The 18,294-nt window shown below is 54.1% G+C and carries 22 protein-coding genes; 7 read left to right on the forward strand and 15 right to left on the reverse strand.

Translation table 11 applies throughout. The features are described 5' to 3' along the window. Positions 1-94: 94 nt before the first annotated feature. From J1G35_RS14910 to J1G35_RS14945, 8 genes are all read right to left on the reverse strand, one after another. Positions 95-382, reverse strand: coding sequence for a helix-turn-helix transcriptional regulator (locus J1G35_RS14910; protein WP_223015293.1), 288 nt, complete (start codon positions 380-382; stop codon positions 95-97). Positions 383-1,289: 907 nt separating this feature from the next. Further along, complete coding sequence (locus J1G35_RS14915) at positions 1,290-1,859, reverse strand: recombinase family protein (RefSeq protein ID WP_198712308.1); 570 nt, start codon at positions 1,857-1,859, stop codon at positions 1,290-1,292. Between the two features lie 137 nt (positions 1,860-1,996). After that, the gene (locus J1G35_RS14920; RefSeq protein WP_223015294.1) at positions 1,997-2,218 is read right to left on the reverse strand and encodes a hypothetical protein; all 222 of its coding nucleotides are present in this window, start codon (positions 2,216-2,218) and stop codon (positions 1,997-1,999) included. A 1,028-nt stretch (positions 2,219-3,246) separates the two neighbouring features. Next, a complete protein-coding gene (locus tag J1G35_RS14925; RefSeq protein WP_223015295.1) occupies positions 3,247-4,080 on the reverse strand; it encodes a helix-turn-helix domain-containing protein in 834 nt (277 codons plus the stop codon). A gap of 65 nt (positions 4,081-4,145) precedes the next feature. Then, positions 4,146-4,433 carry a hypothetical protein gene (locus J1G35_RS14930; RefSeq protein ID WP_223015296.1) on the reverse strand — a complete coding sequence of 96 codons (288 nt, stop codon included), beginning with the start codon at positions 4,431-4,433 and terminating at the stop codon, positions 4,146-4,148. Positions 4,434-4,483: 50 nt separating this feature from the next. Next, complete coding sequence (locus tag J1G35_RS14935) at positions 4,484-4,960, reverse strand: hypothetical protein (RefSeq protein ID WP_223015297.1); 477 nt, start codon at positions 4,958-4,960, stop codon at positions 4,484-4,486. After that, complete coding sequence (locus J1G35_RS14940) at positions 4,960-5,187, reverse strand: hypothetical protein (protein WP_223015298.1); 228 nt, start codon at positions 5,185-5,187, stop codon at positions 4,960-4,962. The genes J1G35_RS14935 and J1G35_RS14940 overlap by 1 nt, the downstream gene beginning before the upstream one ends. A gap of 969 nt (positions 5,188-6,156) precedes the next feature. Next, positions 6,157-7,113 carry a site-specific integrase gene (locus tag J1G35_RS14945; RefSeq protein ID WP_223015299.1) on the reverse strand — a complete coding sequence of 319 codons (957 nt, stop codon included), beginning with the start codon at positions 7,111-7,113 and terminating at the stop codon, positions 6,157-6,159. Between the two features lie 282 nt (positions 7,114-7,395). On the opposite strand from J1G35_RS14945, the gene J1G35_RS14950 reads away from it, so the two are divergent. Next, positions 7,396-7,830, forward strand: coding sequence for a hypothetical protein (locus J1G35_RS14950; RefSeq protein WP_223015300.1), 435 nt, complete (start codon positions 7,396-7,398; stop codon positions 7,828-7,830). Between the two features lie 30 nt (positions 7,831-7,860). On the opposite strand, the gene J1G35_RS14955 is transcribed toward J1G35_RS14950, so the two are convergent. After that, positions 7,861-9,291, reverse strand: coding sequence for a DHA2 family efflux MFS transporter permease subunit (locus J1G35_RS14955; protein WP_223015301.1), 1,431 nt, complete (start codon positions 9,289-9,291; stop codon positions 7,861-7,863). 428 nt (positions 9,292-9,719) lie between these two features. On the opposite strand from J1G35_RS14955, the gene J1G35_RS14960 reads away from it, so the two are divergent. From J1G35_RS14960 to J1G35_RS14975, 4 genes are all read left to right on the forward strand, one after another. Further along, complete coding sequence (locus J1G35_RS14960; RefSeq protein WP_223015302.1) at positions 9,720-10,436, forward strand: DUF969 domain-containing protein; 717 nt, start codon at positions 9,720-9,722, stop codon at positions 10,434-10,436. Continuing rightward, on the forward strand, positions 10,433-11,383 hold the full coding sequence (locus J1G35_RS14965) for a DUF979 domain-containing protein (protein ID WP_223015303.1): 951 nt from the start codon (positions 10,433-10,435) through the stop codon (positions 11,381-11,383). The genes J1G35_RS14960 and J1G35_RS14965 overlap by 4 nt, the downstream gene beginning before the upstream one ends. Before the next feature lie 7 nt (positions 11,384-11,390). Continuing rightward, positions 11,391-11,996: a pyroglutamyl-peptidase I gene (gene pcp / locus J1G35_RS14970; protein ID WP_223015304.1), complete on the forward strand. Its 606-nt coding sequence runs from the start codon at positions 11,391-11,393 to the stop codon at positions 11,994-11,996. A 104-nt stretch (positions 11,997-12,100) separates the two neighbouring features. Beyond that, positions 12,101-12,778, forward strand: coding sequence for an HAD-IA family hydrolase (locus J1G35_RS14975; RefSeq protein ID WP_223015305.1), 678 nt, complete (start codon positions 12,101-12,103; stop codon positions 12,776-12,778). 18 nt (positions 12,779-12,796) lie between these two features. On the opposite strand, the gene J1G35_RS14980 is transcribed toward J1G35_RS14975, so the two are convergent. From J1G35_RS14980 to csrA, 3 genes are all read right to left on the reverse strand, one after another. Next, entirely contained in the window at positions 12,797-13,093 is a 297-nt protein-coding gene (locus J1G35_RS14980) for a hypothetical protein (protein WP_053128870.1), read from the reverse strand. A gap of 99 nt (positions 13,094-13,192) precedes the next feature. Then, complete coding sequence (locus J1G35_RS14985) at positions 13,193-13,438, reverse strand: hypothetical protein (RefSeq protein WP_053128872.1); 246 nt, start codon at positions 13,436-13,438, stop codon at positions 13,193-13,195. Between the two features lie 212 nt (positions 13,439-13,650). After that, positions 13,651-13,845, reverse strand: a complete 195-nt coding sequence (gene csrA / locus J1G35_RS14990) for a carbon storage regulator CsrA (protein WP_003192511.1) — start codon at positions 13,843-13,845, stop codon at positions 13,651-13,653. A gap of 263 nt (positions 13,846-14,108) precedes the next feature. On the opposite strand from csrA, the gene J1G35_RS14995 reads away from it, so the two are divergent. Further along, positions 14,109-14,474 (forward strand): hypothetical protein, encoded by a 366-nt coding sequence (locus tag J1G35_RS14995; protein WP_053128873.1) that lies wholly within the window; start codon positions 14,109-14,111, stop codon positions 14,472-14,474. A gap of 31 nt (positions 14,475-14,505) precedes the next feature. Here the strand turns inward: J1G35_RS14995 and J1G35_RS15000 are convergent, their stop codons facing one another. The 3 genes from J1G35_RS15000 to J1G35_RS15010 all read right to left on the reverse strand — a co-directional run bounded on the left by J1G35_RS15000 (position 14,506) and on the right by J1G35_RS15010 (position 16,731). Then, entirely contained in the window at positions 14,506-15,195 is a 690-nt protein-coding gene (locus J1G35_RS15000; protein ID WP_223015306.1) for an endonuclease I family protein, read from the reverse strand. 4 nt (positions 15,196-15,199) lie between these two features. Then, the gene (locus J1G35_RS15005; RefSeq protein ID WP_223015307.1) at positions 15,200-15,451 is read right to left on the reverse strand and encodes a DUF1654 domain-containing protein; all 252 of its coding nucleotides are present in this window, start codon (positions 15,449-15,451) and stop codon (positions 15,200-15,202) included. A gap of 191 nt (positions 15,452-15,642) precedes the next feature. Beyond that, complete coding sequence (locus tag J1G35_RS15010) at positions 15,643-16,731, reverse strand: asparaginase (protein WP_053128876.1); 1,089 nt, start codon at positions 16,729-16,731, stop codon at positions 15,643-15,645. A gap of 553 nt (positions 16,732-17,284) precedes the next feature. Here J1G35_RS15010 and J1G35_RS15015 point away from each other — a divergent pair. Beyond that, entirely contained in the window at positions 17,285-18,244 is a 960-nt protein-coding gene (locus J1G35_RS15015) for a sugar ABC transporter substrate-binding protein (protein WP_053128877.1), read from the forward strand. The last annotated feature ends 50 nt before the right edge of the window (positions 18,245-18,294 follow it).

The following is an 18,294-nucleotide window of genomic DNA, read 5'->3' on the forward strand; positions in this document are numbered from 1 at the left end:
CTTCGCCACCAGTGACCTCATCTGTTCCCACAGCGTGGCATTCCGCTCCCCCTACCCGATGGATTCCAAACCGGTTCAGAAAGTTTTTTGTTCTCTAAACCTTGCTTGATTCGTTCCACGCGCTTGCCGTGCTGTTATCCGCCGACAGAGATTTTTCAAACTCGGCAATCAGGTCTTGAAGTCCAACGCCCAGCACGGTGCACAAATCACGCAGTTGTACGATGTCCAAACGGCGTGTCCCGCTCTCCACATCGCTCATAAAGGATTGAGGTCGGCCTAGTGCCTTTGAGCACTCAACCTGAGTCAGCTTAGCGGCTTTCCTGTACTTCTTCAGCAAAGACAGAAGCGCGGCGTGTTCAGGTCTATAGATCGTCTTAGGCATGGCTGGACAACTGCGAGATGAGCAGTCGCCAACCTATATCTGGTTTTCAGATATCTGAATTTGGGATAATCTGGTTCGCTTCAACGGGTGCTGGTCAATTTCAAGGGAAATCGCTATGCGGTATTTTGGTTATTTTGCGGTCGTAGTAGGGATGCTTTGCTTGGTAGGTGCGATGGCTATGGACGTTTCGGTGTCGTCGGGAGCTAGGCGTGTCAACAACATCGGTTTGATGGCGGAACGGCAGAACTTCATTCTTATTGGCGGCTTATTGCTGCTTGTAGGAGTGATCATGGCAGTTGCTGGCAAGCGCAGAATCGATGCATTCGATAGCTCTAGCGAGTACCGAGCACGTCCTAGCTGTGCTGAGGCAATTCGATGTGCAGCTGTGAAATGTAAACACTGCGGATCAAGCGTAGATAGCGTCAACAACAGGTTGGGGTTTGACGCTGATGTAGTGGTAGAGCCTACGGAAAAGGAAAGGAGAATGCTTTGGGTTGCTCGCGGGATCTTGTATTCAATTTTTGCAGGATTTGTCGTGTTCTCTCTACTAGGCAGGTAATAAACCTCTGATCTATATGGGCGTATTCGCATGGGCGAACGCGAATAGATTTCTCAAGAGCGTAGGGTAGGTTTTTCCCGTGTCCCCTGAAATCAGAATTGGTAACCTGATTGTGAGCTCCATCTTGATTCTGCTGGAATCCAGGGTAAGCGTTGGATATCGATCAGGCATATCCAGCCGGTACGGCATTCAGGGATGGACCTATGCCAAGCTTTCGCCAAATCCGATGGTGATGATCTAAATATGGCCTGACGTCGCGCAGGGTCGTGTATGGGAAGGTTTAACCGAGTAGGGGGCCACAACCCCGCTTTGTCGTCGCTCCTGTGAGCCTTAACGAGCGTTGCTGTATTACGCTTTATTCCAGTGACGTTTAACTGTAGCAATACCAATTTTGAGGTCAGCGGCTACTTCAGCCTGAGTCATGTCCTTGGCCTTGAGGCGTTGTACTGCTGCTGTGGTGTCGGTTGCTTGTGGACGTCCCAGCTTCTTTCCCTCGGCTTTCGCACGGAGCAAACCTTGTTGGGTGCGTTCGATCAGTAGGTCACGTTCAAACTCAGCGACAGCCCCAAGCACCTGCATTGTCATTTTGCCTGCTGCACTGGTGAGGTCTACGCCGCCAAGGGCGAGGCAGTGAACACGGATTCCTGTGGTTGCAAGGTGCTCCACAGTTTGACGGACATCCATAGCGTTACGGCCCAATCGGTCCAGTTTGGTAACGATCAGTACGTCTGACGACTCCATACGCTCAAGCAGTTTCTGAAAGCCGGGACGCTCAATAGCCGCGATGCTGCCAGAAATGGTTTCCTCTACTACTCGGCTCGCCTGTACCTCAAAGCCAGCGGTTTTAACTTCATGCACTTGGTTTTCGGTGAATTGAGTCGAGGTGCTGACACGGCAGTACAGGAAGGTGCGTGACATGGTGAAGGCTCCGTATCGTTTAACGTGGTATCAGTGTGCCTTGGTATCAACAATGTATGAAGCCTATTTTGATGGTGCGCCATACCGTCTGTCTGGAGGGTATCGTTTAACGGTCGTTTGATGATTCCCACGATCAACTACGCCAACTCACGTATCTTGAGAATGCCAGCGGTAATGACCGATGCGTTTCCATCGATGGTTTCCAATGCTCCGATCACGTTGCCGTGCGTTATGGGTGAACCTGTTGACCTGACCCATACGGCAAGCTCTTCAATTGCAGCAGCAAGCGCGTGCTGGTTATGCAGTAGAAGTGTTAATACATCTGCCGTGGCTATATTGGCTTGGTTGTTGTCTGTCATGACCATAGTCCTTGTGGGTTACAAAGATCGTAGCTCAGACGCTACCGAATGACGTAGGGTGGTATTGCAGGCGATACCGACATCATCCATAGGGTTGACGCTAACGACGTGCAGCGGAGGTCGCAGAAGGCTTACGGCCTCTCTTTTTTCTTAATTTCAACCAGATTGCATTGCCTGTGAAGAAATCAGGGAGAATCGGAATCGTGCTTGAAACGGGAAAAGCGGGAGACCAGTAAAAATCAGTGTTTGCGACCATGTTAGTCTTTCATCTGAAACTGTAAGGGAATGATTGCAACCTGATAGCGCTCCTGATAACTATCGAGTATCAAGACGCTATTGGATTCTTCGTCAAGACTGTGTGAAGTGAATGTGCAAAGCTTGTTCGCTGTTGCTCTCCTCCCTGGATGCTCACCAAGTCTATTTCTGTGTGTACACACAGGAGATTGATAACATGTCTGATTGATAATCAGAAATGACTTATAGAATTTTTAACTCTCCAATATAATCAGTGTCAGCAAGTGAGCCGAAGGTGAATGCTTTTAGAGATGGGTAAGCGAAGCCCATCAGATCTTTGATCTTTTCTAGAGTCATTACTCTATCGTTTACGATAGAATATACATATCTTGAATAACTATCCTGTGGGTTTACCACAGAGGTATTATAATTTCTTTTTTGGTCCCTTCGGTCTCCTCTCTACCTATTTTCAAATGCATCACTGTGGTAAACCACAGAAGTGCAACCCATTTAAAGCTTCGCTTTAAGTCATTCGCTTACGCTCACTGCTCTATGATACATGCGGCCGTATTATGACCCACCCCCAAAGCTTCGCTTTAATAGTCACTCGCTTACGCTCGCTATATATAATAAAACTTTCTCGGCACCTTTGATCTACGTGGCTTGCAGGTTATTTCTTGCGTGTTTTTTTTAAAAAAGTTACGTGAAGCTAAGCGGCTATGCCCAGCATACTATTAGGCCACTTCGCTGACTCTATAGTAATAGTATTGTGGGCAACCTCAGCGAAAACCCCATTAGGCTGCCAATGCTGGTGTTTCGGTCTGCCATCTGCGGACGGTTTTCCGTGGTACGCCTGTCAATCGTTCGATCTCAGACTGGGAAACTCCCTGCACCAACATGCCCATCACTTCAGCTTTCTTTGGGTGTTGGTTGCGAACAGGGAACGTAATCACGTTGTTAGGCTTGCCTGCCTCTTCAGTTTCATACTCTTCAGCAGTAGCATATTCAGTAAAAGTACGAAGGTCGTAATGCAGCTTGGCCAGCTCAGCGGCTGTTGGCTTTTGTAGATCGTCCAAGTTTTCCCATTTGATTGGCTTGGGCTCAGGCTCAATACCTTCCATCTCATTACGGAGAAAGAGCGGGCGATTGCCCACCATCCTTGGGATTATCAGTTTGATTGCTCTGAAATAACGTCTTGCGTGCCTTTCCTCCAGCTGGAGTAAATCTTCCACTGCTTCGTTGGTGATGGTTGGCAAACACTCTATAATTATTGCAATGTGACGTTTAGACAGCGGCATACTCTTACCACCAGCACCGATAGGACGATCATGCCAATCTAGACGAACAACACCCTCAATGATGTCAATTGCATAATCAGGGTAACGACCCTCATCAGTTAGACAGCCGTAAAACCGATAGAATGGATTATCAATAGCTTTCGGCTTGGGGCCACTCATACCCTTTGGTTTACGTTGTCGCTTAGTCTTTGGTGCATTGTCTGTCAACCACTGATCGGCGTTAGCAGCGATACGTGCGTTCAATGCTTCCAATCCTGCTGATGAAAGCAGATCGGAAAAGTGGAGGGACTTACTGGTGGTAGGCGAATTAGTGGCAAGCGGGTACGACATGGGGTGATTGTCCTTTTTTCAAGTTCATTTCATTTGGCAATGCCTCTCGGTAGCTGCCAGTGGTTCTAAATGAGTTGTAGGCGGTAAAAATTACTCGTTTTCCCGAGGAATCGAATGGGATCATTTTCTAAAAAAAGCGTCAAGCGTCTTTCTTTTTCTAAGTGAAAAAACTGTTTTCTAAAGCAATAATAAGCTTCTAGATGAATTTCTTCTGCTTTCATCTGGAGCTCATTCTGGTGACAAGTTACATCGGCGCTTAACTCATTCGCCCAGCCTGCACGGCTTAAGTGACGCCCACGACAGCCCCGTACAGCGATAGGCGCTGCCGGAACCAGTGAGGTATTACTTTTCATTTAAAAACGCTCAGAATCTATTGCAGGAGTTTACAGTGGTCGTCCTTAGGTTATGCTGGGGTAACCAATTCACCGAGCGCGTTGGAAACTTCCTTCTCTATTTCTTTCAATAGCTTTGCTTTCTTCTCTTCCTCTTTCTTCTTCTCTTTCAAGTCAGCGGCCTGTAGTAGTTGTGCGGTGAGTAGGTCTTTGTACTTCTGATGCTGATACTCCAAGTCGGCGATGTAGCTTTGCTTGACTTGCTCATCAAGCGCTTTAAGGTCAACTTGTTGGATTGCATTAGGCTTACGCATGTGTGCGCAGTAGGACATTGGGTCAGTGGTAATCGGGTACTTGCTGCTCAATTCATACCCTTGCTCAACAAAGTTGATTACATTCGTAAGAAACTCAAAGGCGATTTCACCCCGTACAAGGCAGTGACTTTCAGATGTCAGATGATATTGGTTGTGTCGTGCTGCTTGACGCTGCTTCAAAACTTGTTCGTCAAACTTTGGTGGGGCGCCTTTAATCGTGATCTTGTCAGTCATTATTTTGTTCCTTTTGATTTAATGTGGATAATCATCTTTTTTATTGTGGTTTGTCTGTACTGCTCATCCGAGTGAATGATCGGATCGTCTTGCGAATCAATATTGTTTGCGACGATTACAGGTTCAGCACTTACACTTTTGCCAACTAATACTTTATTTTTGGATTGTATTTTTGCTCTTGCTAATGCTCTTGCTATACCCTTTGTAAAACGATCAAGATTGCTCACTCGCCTTCTCCTTGTGCTTTTTTAGGTCAGCTCGCCTTAGATTCTTTGCGATGGTCGATATCATTACTTGGATGCAATGCTGCTGATTTGAATACCCAGCACGATCCATAATGAAGCCAAGTTGATTGATTGCCTCAATATTCAATTGAGTTCTCATTGTTTTAAGCCTGCAACTGCTTGAGCTTGTAGGTAATCAGTGACAGACTCGCCAGCAGCTTCGGCGCTACCTCTAATAAGCTCATAGCTGGCTTTGCTAAGCATTAGCTTAACTTGCACTCTAGATGATTGCTTAGCTTGCCACACTCGCCAGCGGCAAGTACTTGAACAAGTCCGTGCGTGACATCTTTTGTTAGCTAAGCTGGTTCCACAACTGGAACAGTTTTTTGTTTCAGGCATAGTTAATCCTCCATTGAGTTGGTGGTAATAAATTTTTGGTGGTTGTTAAACCTTTTTTCTAGGCAATAAAAAAGGTCTAACTGTGAAGTAAGACCTTTTGAATTTAATGGAGAAAAACTAATACAGTCACTGATGGCTAGAAGGAAAATCTATCGTCAGTGGGGCGCAGGACATTCGAGAGTACTGAGCATGCACGGAATATTTTTTCTCCCAAGTGATTATAATAATACACTAATTGGCGCTTTTTGTCAATGCTGTTGGTCAATTAGTCAAGCGCTTTCTTAGATTATTTCGCAACTAAAAGTAGATATTTTTAATTGCTTCAAACATCGCTTTGATAGGAATGCGGCTACCATAGATGCCGAAGATTACGGCGGCGTCTTAATGCCTAGCGATGCGCTTGACCAAGGAGTCTCTCACCCATACCTACCTCACCCGTATATCATTGTGTTGCGGAAGCTGTGGAAGGTTTTCGTGGTTTGGTGGCCCAGCACTTTGTCCTGTATCTGCCGAGCCATGTAGATGGGGAGGGGCAGCCAGCTCTAATTCAACATGACGGGCCGCCCGGTTTGATTAGTCGATCAGGTGCAATACGTCCCTCACGTTTAGATGGGAGTATCGCGCAACGGATCGTGTATCACGGTGCCCAGATACGATCATGATCTGAGCGTTGTTGAATCCCTTTTTCGCAACGTTCGTGATCCTGGTGTGCCTGAGCTGATGCAGTCTGACGCTACTATCTAAACCTGCCTTTACGCGTGCCAAGCGCACAGCCTGAGTTACGGCGTGCGGTGTGACGGTGAACACTTGACCGTTCGGGTGACGTCCCACAGTGGCCCAAAGTTGGGCAAGTTGGAGGATTTCAACAGCACGGTGGGTGAGGGGGACAGACCGTGTGCCGTTCTTCCCGTCGATCACATCGGCTATGCGATCACTGAGGTGCAGGCAGTCTTTCGTTAGCTTCAGGATTTCAGAGCGTCGCATCGCAGTTTCGTATGCTAGTTCAACGATGAGCTTCATGGTGGGAGAGAGCTTTTCCAGCAAGCGCTCAAGCTCACTTGCCCTGACCACCTTGTCTGAAGACCGGTCTGGCTTTGGAAGTGCGATGTCACTCACCGGATTATGAATGTCGATCAGCAAGCCGCGTTTGGCGAATCGGTAGAACCTCGACATGAATGCGAGCTGGGTTCTGCACGTGGAAGGCTTCACCTTCCTCAATCGCATGATCTTGAAGTCGTTGATCATTTTCGGCGTGATTTCGTGAATGGGCTGAGTGAAGTGCCTACCTAGATGTTCGACGATTTTCAGCGCGTGGACGTAGCTACTTTTCCCCTTAAGCATGGTTTCGCAGTAGTTCATGCCCAACGTGTAGATGGTGTGGTGCTTGCGATCCATCGTCACGGCTTCAAGCTGATTGGCCCATGACTGAGCTTCGGCTTCGGTGCTGAAGGTTTTCGACTGGGGAGCTTTACCTTTAACCCGAACCTGAGCGTTCCAGTTGCCAGACGGAAGTAAGCGAATATTGGCCATTTTTGACGCCTCATGATGTGAATGGGCGTTCTGTGAAATCCAAGAGCAGCAGGGCTGGGAGCTTGCTCCTAGCAGACCTTGACATGGTGGGGGTCGTTGGTTCGAGTCCAATCGCGCCTACCAAACAAAATCCGCTCTGCTGGGCGGTCTAGAAGGGCTCACCGAAAGGTGGGCCCTTTTTTGTTGTTCGCAATTTACGGCTATCAAAAAATCAACACGCCCCTAAAGTAATCGACGCCCAGGCCGATGCAGTCGCAAATCTTCAACTCTCGGACATTTGGCATGCTTATCAACATCAGCACTACCTCTTCCGTAGCAAGTACTCCCAGCCTTGTCAGCTCGACTGATACCACGGCCACGGCCAGTACGAACAGCGCAGGCGGCATGACCGTCAACATGAAAGCTGACTCCAATAGCGCGGCAGGCGTGGGTGGCGGTAGCCAAGCCTCATCGATCTCGAAGGAGTCCGATACCGTCAAGGCGTTGAAGAAGCAGATCGAGCAGTTGCAAAAGCAGCTTCAAGCGCAGCAGCAGGCCTTGCAGGAAGTCCAGTCCAGCGACCAGAGTGCAGAGGCTAAAGCCGCGGCAGTAGCAGCGGCGCAAACACAGATCGCGGGCACTGCGGCGGCCTTGCAAACGGTGACTTCCGCGCTGTTGCAGGCGGTAACGGATGAGGGCAACAGCACCTCCGGATCGATGGTCAATACCACCGCCTGATAGCCGCAACAGTGTGTTGAACGGCAGCCGTCAGTGTCGATTCAACACACTTTCTCCCGCTCCTACCGGCAACCGGTACACATCCACCAGCGCCAACACCCCCAGCAACGCCACCCCGATGAACGCCACGCGAAAATCCGCGACCTGCGCCTGAATCTCATGCCCTTGTACGCTCATGGATGCCCGCAGCAGCAGCGCCGCGACCGTCACACCCATCCCCATGGCCAGTTGGAATGACAGGCTGAACAGCGCCGACGCCTCGCTCATGCGTGCCTTGGGTACGTCCGCAAAGCCGATCGAGTTGTAGCAAGTGAACTGCATCGAGCGTGAAAGGCCGCCCACGAACAGCACGCTGGCGATCAGTGCAAATGGCGTCTGCGCGGTGAAAAACGCGCAGGCTGCAATCGACATCACCCCCATCACCCCATTGACCAATAACACCTTGCGAAAGCCGTAGCGCTGCATGATGGCTGTGGTAAAGGGCTTCATCGCCAGGTTGCCGGCGAATACTGCCAGTACCAGCAGGCCGGCATCCACTGGTGACAAGCCGAACGCTACTTGAAATAGCAGTGGCAGCAAGAAAGGCAGTGCGCTGATGGCCAGGCGGAAGAGCGACCCGCCGTAGACGCTTACGCGAAAGGTCGTGATGGACAGGGTGTCGAGCGGCAGTAACGGCTCACTGTAGCCCTTGCAATGATGCACGGCCCATACCGTCAGCAGGAGTCCCGCCGCAACCAGCATGCCGCCAGGAATGAGCATTTCGCCTGACTGGCTGCCCAGCCATTCCAGCCCGCCCAGCAGCGCTACGCAGGCGCCTGCCAGCAAGACAAACCCCTTTGCATCGAACCTGCGCACGTTCGTCTCGCGGCCTTCCGGCACCAGCCATAGGGCGGCGATCAAGGCCAGGGCGCCGAGTGGCAGATTCACGTAGAAGATCCATGGCCACGACGCATGGGTCACGATCAAGCCGCCGGCCAATGGCCCGAGGATAGGCGCCACCAGGCCGGGCCAAGTGATCACCGCGATCATCTTCACCAAGTCTTTCTTGTCGGTGTTGCGCAGCACCGCCAGGCGCCCGACGGGCACCATCAGTGCGCCGCCGATGCCTTGCAGGACACGGGCAACTACGAACATCTCGAGACTCTGGCTAAGCCCGCAGAGCAGCGAGGCGAGGGTGAAGACGATGATCGCGCCGGCAAATACGCGGCGTGCGCCAAAGCGGTCGGCGATCCAGCTGGACAGGGGGATGAAGATCGCTACGGCGAGGATGTACGCGGTGATGCCGATGTTCATGTCAACCGGCGTCACCCCGAAGGCGGTCGCCATGGTCGGTAGTGCCGTGGCGATAACGGTGGCGTCAAGGTTTTCCATGAAGAAGGTGACGGCGACCACCAGGGCAATCAGGCGGGTTTGCAGGCTGAGGCTGGTTTGCGCGGCTGAATCTGGAGTGGGTGAGGTCACCGATGCAGCCCCTTCCGATGCCGATGATGACGTGTCGTCAGTGCGCGAACCGATCGGCGCGCCGGTTTCAGTCCGGTGCGGGAGTGTGCGCTGAGGGTTTTTTCGGTTTTCACTGAATGTCCGTATCCACAACAGTGATGGGGAGCCTGGTCAATCGGCGACGCTACGATGCGCGAATCCTGCGTAGCCTGTCTACACCTTGTTACCTGCGCCGCCTTCAATTGCCCACAAGATTTATTGGTTTGCAGCAACAATTTTTCTTGTTGGACACCTCCCGCTTCCACACAGCAAAGTTGCCGCCACTGACGCTCGCCCTGACGGGTCAACAATAAAAAAACGAGCCGACTGCACGCCACTTCCTGCTGTGAACCCTTTGTTCACATCCTGCTGTAATGGCGCCGCAGCGCGCACTTAAGGACCTTTCCGCCATGCAAACTGTTGTGAACTTATGGCCGTTAATCGGCGTACTTGTGATCGTGGTTGGCTTTGTTTTGCGCTTCAATCCGTTATTGGTGGTTACCGCCGCCGCTATCGCCACTGGGTTTGCCGCCCATTTCCCGCTGGAAAAAATCCTCGCCACCATGGGCAATGGTTTCCTGCAGACCCGCGCCCTGCAATTGATCCTGTTGTTGCCCCTGGCGGTCATCGGCCTGCTGGAACGTCACGGCTTGCGCCTGCATGCGCAGAACTGGATTGCGCGGTTTGAGCGCGCTACGGTCGGGCGCCTGTTGATTATCTATCTGTTTGTGCGTGAAACCACGGCTGCCATGGGCTTGACCAGCCTCGGCGGGCACCCGCAGATGGTACGCCCGCTGCTGGCACCGATGGCCGAAGGCGCGGCGGAAAAACGCTACGGCAAACTGCCGGATAAACTGCGTCACAAGGTGTTGGCCATGTGTGCCGCCACCGACAACGTCGGCCTGTTTTTTGGTGAAGACATCTTCGTCGCCTTCGGTGCGATCGCGTTGATGCACACCTTCCTGCTGGGGGCGGGAATCGACGTAGAGCCGCTGCACATTGCGATGTGGGGCATTCCCACGGCGATTTGCGCGTTCATCATTCACGCGATCCGACTTCATCGCTTTGACCGAAGGCTGACCCGCGAGATGACGTCCGTCGCCACCCCAGTGGAGGTCGCGCAATGATCATCTCGATTCAATACCTGTACTGGCTCGCCGGGGTTCTGCTGCTGATTACCGCGGGCATGATCCTGTTGGATCGAACCCACCCCAAGCGTTGGTCAAGCGCACTGTTCTGGCTGCTGTTCGCCATTCCATTCCTGGTGGGGGAGCGCCTGCCATCGGTGGTGGTCGGTGTGGGGGTAGTGGTGATGGCGCTGATCGCAGGTTTGGGCGGCGTTGGTCGTGGCACCCATGCGCAGTTGCATGACAAAGCTTCGCGTGCCAGTGCCGGTCGCCTCGGTCACAAGCTGTTTATCCCGGCGCTGGCCATTCCCCTGACCACGGTGATCGGTTCGGTCTTGCTCAAGCACACCGAGATTGGCGGCGTATCGTTGCTGGATCCGAAAAACACCACCTTCGTGTCCCTCGGCATCGGCTGTTTGATCGCTCTCGGCCTGGCCTGCTGGCTGACCCGCGATACGCCAGTGCAAGCCTTGCGCGAATCCCGGCGCCTGACCGAAGCCTTGGGTTGGGCCATGGTGTTGCCGCAGATGCTGGCGATGCTTGGGTTGTTGTTCAATGAGGCCGGGGTCGGCACGGCGGTCGCGCACGTCACCACCACTTACATCAACCTGGATTTCAAGCTGGTGGCGGTGATGGTCTATGTGTTGGGCATGGCGCTGTTTACGGTGATCATGGGCAACGGTTTCGCGGCGTTCCCGGTGATGACCGGCGGCGTGGGTGTGCCGGTGCTGGTGGGTATCTACGGCGGCAATCCGGCGGTGATGGCGGCGATTGGCATGTTCTCCGGCTACTGCGGAACGCTGATGACGCCGATGGCTGCCAACTTTAATATCGTGCCGGCGGCGTTGCTGGAGTTGCCAGACAAAAACGCGGTGATCAAGGCCCAGATGCCGACGGCCTTGATGATGCTGGTGGTCAATATTGTCCTGCTTTACTGGTTGATGTGAGGTCCAGATGCGAACCGTACTGCTGACGGGGTTCGAGCCCTTTGATCAAGACGTGGTGAATCCTTCCTGGGAGGCGGTGCGCCAACTGGATGGCGTGCAGCTCGACGATGATGTGCAGATTGTTGCGCGCCGACTGCCTTGTGCATTTGCCACGGCAGGTGAGTGCCTGGTCCAACTGATCAGTGAATTGCGCCCGGCGATGGTCATCGCCACTGGATTGGCACCTGGGCGTAGCGAAATATCCATCGAGCGAGTGGCGATCAACATCAATGACGCGCGCATTCCCGATAACCTCGGCGCACAGCCTATTGACACGGCGGTAGTGGTCGGCGGCCCTGCGGCATACTTCTCAACGCTGCCGATCAAGGCGATGGCCAAGGCGGTTCGGGAGGCGGGGATTGCGGTGTCGGTGTCGCAGACGGCGGGTACATTTGTTTGCAACCAGGTGTTCTACCGTTTGCAGCACGAACTCGCGGGCTCGGGTGTACGCAGTGGCTTCATCCACGTGTCGCGTGAGCTTGGAGCGGGCCTGGTCGATGGGCTGCGCATTGCGGTGTCGACGGCATGGCATACCCCGGTGGACGTGGTGGAAGTGGGCGGACAGGTGAGTTGACGCCGCAGTGTTTTTTGCAGGCGTCGTGAGCGTTTACAAGCAACCAGGTGATCCGTAGATTGCATGCGCCGATTATTCGTTTCAGCTCACGAGGAAACCCCGCAGTGTCCATCCGAGGTTCAGCCGTATTTGCCCGCCCTTACCGTGCCTTCCTGTTCGATATGGACGGGACCCTGCTCAATTCAATTGCTGCCGCCGAGCGGGTGTGGAGCACTTGGGCTGAACGCCACGGGCTGGATGTGGCGAGGTTTCTGACCACCATCCATGGTGCGCGGGCGATCGACACCATCACGCGCCAGGCATTGCCCGGTGTTGATCCGCAGGTTGAGGCGCGGTGGATCACCGAGGCTGAAACCAAGGATGTGGACGGTGTCGTTGCGATTGCCGGTGCCGTCGAGTTTCTCAGCCGTTTGCCTGGTGATCAGTGGGCGCTGGTCACCTCTGCACCCAGGGAGCTGGCGTTGCGTCGGCTGCAAGCGGCAGGTATTACACCGCCGGCGGTGCTGGTCACGGCTGAAGACGTGGCCATCGGCAAGCCGAACCCCGCCTGTTATGTGCTCGGTGCGCAGCGTCTGGGGGTGTCGGTGCAGGACTGCCTGGTGTTTGAGGATGCCAAGGTGGGGATTCGTGCGGGGGAGGCGGCTGGGGCGGATGTGATGGTTGTGACGTCGACGCACCTCAAGCCCATGGTGACGGAGCATCCTTCGATTGATGGGTATGAACAGCTAAAGGTACAGCGCAGCGCTGATGGCTTGTTGTGCTTGGAGCGAGCGGCGGGCTGATACAGAAAGCCAGGCCCGTTACTGGCCTTGGCTTGCGTCGCTGGCGGCTGGTTCAGGCGATGCCTGCATTCGATCACTGCGCATGCCTTGGCGGGACAGCACCATCTCCCTGAGAATCTCGTTGGCGAGCCGGGCAATTGCTTCGGCTCCGCGATAATGCGCGCGCACGATTCCGGTGATTGCGAAGTGGTCGGTTTCCGGACCGCTGAGTACGGCCGAGAGCGTGCCGTCGGCGTGCAGTGTGCAGGTGACCGCGTAGCTGGGCAGGCGGGCTGCCAATTCAGATTCGATTTGAGTTTTAGTGAGCGTGTCCATCTGTTTCTGCGCCTTTACTGGCTGTACAAACACACTCAAGAATAGGTCTTGCTACGACGCTGTAAACACCGGTGATCTGATAGTGAATCAGGGGGGGCGTCAGCGTGCGGTTTTGCGGAGGGTTCGCTGGCACAACTTGTGCTGCACGGCCATCTGGATGGGCTTGAGGCAGAACATGAACAAGTAGCCACACAGCAGCAGTACCAGGTCCAGCCGCGAACGGGGGGCCTCAGCGCCTTCTATTTCAAGCTTCAGGCCATATTCCAAACCGACGAAGACCAGCCCTATCAGCAGGGCAATCATCCAGGATGTGGAGAAAAATGGCCGCGCAGTGCCAGGCATCATCGACGTGCTCCCAGGTGCACACGGATGGCGGGATGTCAGTCAGGGGATTTGGTTGCAGAGGGTGTAATAAGTTCCAGGCGTGAAGATAGTTTCATCTTGACGAATAGATGAGTGTGCCGAAAAAACAGTTCGCGCAACTAAAGACAAAAGCAGTCCGAGGAAGTTTTCGCCAGCCGTAACAGTGAACGAAAGGGCTGGCTACTGAGGGGGCTTCAAGGCGTCTGGTTTTTGTCCGGAGCGGTCAGGCCGGCCTGGATGCGCTGGTAAATTTCCTCGCGATGCACGGCAACATCCTTGGGTGCGTTGATGCCGATTCTTACTTGCTGGCCGCTGACGCCCAGGATGGTGATCGTAATGTCATCACCGATGTTTATGCTTTCACCGACTTTGCGGGTGAGTATAAGCATGGACTTCTCCTTGATTACTTTTAAGGACACATGTTTCAGACAGGGCAGGTGTCGTATGTGTGTAGCTTACTGCTAAGCGCTTCCCTGTGACTGCCTCTTTTAGGACGCATAGAGGCGACATTAATTCCCATGGCGGCATCATACAGGTCTGGGATACATCATTCGCATTGTTTAAGCCAACGTTTATGACGGCCAGAATAGACAGTGAATGATAAAGTCGCCTCTTTATCCTTTGAAGGAGCAGGGCAGTGCGTAAAGTAGCGATGGCAATTGCGGTGTTGGCGTTGGCCGGTTGCGGTGAAGGCAAGCGTGTCGATGCCCCCAAGGCCAAGCCTGCCGTGACCGAAAACCAGCCACAAACCGGCGCGATTGCCGCCCAGGAGTGGGATCTGCGCGTAGGCCCACCGGACCACAAGTTGCAGGCAATCACGGACCTGACCGCCTGGTTGCTCGAGCACGGGTTCAGTTTTTATATCGTGAAGGTCGACGGCAAGGACGAAGTTCTGCTGGGGCCGTTTGCAACCAGGGCAGAGGCCGAGGCCAAGCAGACACTGCTCAACGAAAAGATGGCACGGGCCAAGAAAAGCGACACGGTGTCCGAGATCATCGAGCACACGTCCGCGCAGTAACGGGCTGATTGGGCGGCCGTGCCGCCCATCTTCAACTGCAGGCTTTCAGGTTTACCGGGCCGACAAATTCATTGCCACGGCCCATCACGCACGCCACCGTCTGGTTACGTTGGCGCTCCCAGGCTTGTACCGGATAGGTCTTGTTCCAGGCTTCGTACAACTGGCGATCCTGTTTTGACAGGCGCAAGCCGTACTGCTTGCTCATGTAGAAATAAGTGCGTGCGATCATCCCGCGAATAGACGGGCGTGGCATGACCTTCTTGGCCTTGAAGTCCACCTGGGTCAGGCATGAACCGTACTGCCCACTTTGCACCGGCAGCCAGCCAAAACTGAAGTTGCTTCGGTCGCCATTGACCTCGCCGATGCTCGGCACCAGATTGTGCAAATCCGCTTCGGCACGCTTGAACACATCGTCATGCCGCGTGCAGTTCTTGCGTCCACCGTTCTGCCAGCATTGGCGCTGATGTCCGATCTGCCAGGCCGGAACAATGTGCTCCCACTCGATACGTGCAGCACGATTGGCGTTTTTACGTGGGATGTAGCCACAGGCTTTGAGGTCAACGCGATTACCGGTGTATTTGCAGCCGCAATAGAACTCAGTGGATTGTGGCGCATAGAGCGTCCAGGCGACCTTCTTGGCTTCGCTGAAAGTTCGGGGTGCTTGGGCATGGGCAGAGACAGCGAACAGCAGGCAGCACACAGCAATAAAACGGGCACTCATTGACTCAATCTTCCTTCGGCACAACCCAGAAAATCTGCACGCCGCCGTCATCCCGATAGGCGAGGGTGACGTTGTCGTTCTCTGCGATTTCCTCCAGCAAGCGCTGCCATTCGTCCTCTGGTTCTTCCGGCAAGCGGAAGATCAAGGCTGCCTTGGCTTTCTGAGCGTTAGTGGAGTTGATGATTTTTTGCACACGAATGGCCAGGCGTTCGTAGGCATCGGGTGGGGTTGGCGCTGCGGAAGAGGACTTTGCCACGGAGTATTCCTTAATAGGCTGTACGTGCATACAGTATTTAACTGTAGGCAATTTCGCAACTGCTTAAATTTCAAGAAGTTCGTCTGACAGCGGTTTAAGTGGTTCGGTGTAAGGCGGGGAGGTGTTGGTTGCGGGATTTACAGATGAAGTAGAGGCGGGTAAACCCGCCCCTACAGAGATGTCAGCAGGAATCAATATTCCCAGAACATCCGTTGCAGCTCTTTGCTGTCCTGGGTCTTGGTCAGGGCGACCATTGCCAGAATCCGCGCTTTCTGCGGGTTCAGGTCGAGGGCGGCGACCCAGTCGTACTTGTCGTCTGGCTGTTCGGCATTACGCAGCACCATGCCCCCGGCATTTACGTGGGAAGAACGGATGATCTGCACACCTTGCTTGCGCAACTCCACCAGCGCGGGAACCACTTTGGACGACACCGAACCGTTGCCGGTGCCAGCGTGGATGATGGCTTTGGCGCCAGCCTGGGCCAGTGCCTTGTAGGCGGTGTCGCTTACGTTGCCGTAGCCGTAGGCGATTTCAACATCGGGCAAGCTCTTGATGTTCTTGATGTCGAATTCCGAGTCCATGGTGTGACGCTTGGCTGGCAGGCGGAACCAGTAGGACTTGCCTTCAACGACCATACCCAGAGGGCCCCACGGGCTCTTGAAGGCTTCGGTCTTGATATTGATCATCTTGCTGACGTCGCGACCCGATTGGATCTCGTCGTTCATGGTCACCAGTACGCCTTTGCCGCGCGCATCTTTGCTGCTGGCCACGGCTACGGCGTTGTACAGGTTGAGCATGCCGTCTGCCGACATGGCGGTGCCTGGACGCATGGAGCCGACTACAACGATGGGTTTGTCGGTTTTTTCCACCAGGTTCAGGAAGTAGGCGGTCTCTTCCAGGGTGTCGGTACCGTGGGTGATCACGATGCCATCCACGTCTTTGCTGTCTGCCAGTTCAGCGACGCGGCGTCCCAGCTGCAGCAGGTTTTCGTTGTTGATGCTTTCGGATGCAATTTGCATCACTTGCTCGCCACGCACATTCGCGATCTGACTAAGCTCAGGAACACCGGCGATCAATTGCTCGATGCCAACTTTAGCTGCCTGGTAGGTGGCGCTATTGGCTGCGCTGGCGCCCGCGCCAGCAATGGTGCCGCCGGTGGCGAGGATCACCACGTTGGACAGTTTGGTCTTGGATTCGACGTCCTTTGCCTGAGCGGCAACAGGGAACAGCAGCAGAAGGGCTAACGCGCCCGGAACAAAGTTCTTCAATGCAGATTTCATTATTTTTCTCTCTGGTTTTTGATGAGTGCTGTAGCAGGTTCATCTAGAGCGCCCGGGCGGTTCTGAACGCCGCGAGGTGCTGGGTAAGAGCAGGATTTGTACCAGGCTGATTGTGTGCGTTGATTTAAAATAACTTATTGATTTGTAAAGACTATTGTCATTGGCTTGGCGCGTCTGGTGATGTGCGCGTCCGGCTTTCCGAACAAGTGGCGAGATTGCGTTCGGTTGTCCGAAAATGATCACGAAAAATCCTGGCCTGTACGCTGACGCCTGTCGTTTCAGAGAACGAAACTGTCGGGGGGATGTTTAACAACGTGCTTCACAAGACGGGAGAGGGCAGGGGGTAGACGCCTCGCATGAAAGGCGATGCTCAACCGTTGACAAATCTCGACAAGGTTCTCATAGTTTGATTAACGCAAACGTTTGCGAGATGTTTCACGGAGCACTCCTTGAGTCTCCTGCCAGCTCGTATCAGTCGCCCGGGTGGGACGGCTGCCGAAGCAGTCTTCGGTGCAAGCGTTGCTCACAATAATCATAAGATCGGAGTGAACCCATGAAGCTGCCATTCGCTGGACGTCTTCTTGCTGTCGCTGTGCTTGCTGCCGCATCCGCCGCCTTACCCCTTTCCTCTGCATTCGCTGATGACACCGCCACCAAACCCAAGGTCGGCCTGGTGATGAAATCACTCGCGAATGAATTCTTCGTCACCATGCAGGACGGTGCCAAGGCGTACCAGAAAGACCACGCGGCTGATTTCGACATGATCACCAACGGGATCAAGAACGAAACCGATACCAGCGCGCAGATCGATATCGTCAACCAGATGATCCTCGCCAAGGTCAACGCCATCGTCATCGCGCCAGCAGACTCCAAGGCGCTGGTCACCGTACTGAAGAAAGCCTCGGATGCCGGCATCAAGGTCGTCAATATCGACAACCGCCTTGACCCGGACGTGCTGAAAAGCAAGAACCTCGACATCCCCTTCGTCGGTCCCGACAACCGTAAAGGCTCCAAACTGGTGGGTGACTACCTGGCCAAGCAACTGGCCGCGGGCGATAAAGTCGGCATCATCGAAGGCGTGCCAACCACCACCAACGCCCAACAGCGCACCGCAGGCTACAAGGATGCGATGGACGCTGCCGGCATGAAGATCGTTTCCACGCAATCGGGCAACTGGGAAATCGACCAGGGCCAGAAGGTGGCTTCCGCCATGCTGAGCGAATACCCGGATCTCAAGGCGCTGCTGGCGGGTAACGACAACATGGCGCTGGGCGCGGTCTCCGCCGTGCGTGCGGCCGGCAAGGCCGGCAAAGTGCTGGTCGTAGGCTACGACAATATTGCCGCCATCAAGCCGATGCTGCAGGACGGCCGCGTCCTGGCGACTGCCGACCAGGCTGCCGCGCAGCAAGCCGTGTTCGGTATCCAGAACGCGCTGAAGCTGGTCAAGGGTGAGAAAGTCGATGCCAAGGACGGCGTGATCGAAACCCCGGTCGAACTCGTCCTCAAGAAGTAATCCTGGCAGCACCCAACAGCGCCCGCTCGTCCTGAGCGGGCGCCTGGAGA

Origin of the sequence: Pseudomonas sp. SH10-3B, assembly GCF_019891415.1 — a bacterium.
Taxonomy (GTDB): domain Bacteria; phylum Pseudomonadota; class Gammaproteobacteria; order Pseudomonadales; family Pseudomonadaceae; genus Aquipseudomonas.